We start from the raw sequence: 214 nt of genomic DNA on the forward strand, positions 1-214 counted from the left end.
TTGCTGCATCTGGTCGACCCATCGACGCAAAGCCGACTCGCCGACACCAAGCGAGCGGCTGGCCTCAATGAAGCTGTAATCCTGCTTGAGAACGAGGTCGGCAGCCTCGCGCTTGAATTCAGGGGAAAAGGTACGGCGTTGTTTGGTCATCTGACACCTCGTTCTGGCGAGCATTCTCGCCTAAATGGGTGTCCGGTTTCATTAGACCACTACA

1 protein-coding gene is annotated in these 214 nt (G+C 55.6%); it reads right to left on the reverse strand.

Annotation, left to right across the window (positions count from 1 at the left end; all coding sequences use genetic code 11):
• The coding region (locus tag HB675_RS25735) for a transposase (protein ID WP_213881972.1) at positions 1-150 on the reverse strand (150 nt) is incomplete at its 3' end.
• Between the last annotated feature and the right edge of the window lie 64 nt (positions 151-214).

Origin of the sequence: Pseudomonas sp. dw_358, from assembly GCF_018449655.1 — a bacterium.
GTDB lineage: Bacteria > Pseudomonadota > Gammaproteobacteria > Pseudomonadales > Pseudomonadaceae > Aquipseudomonas.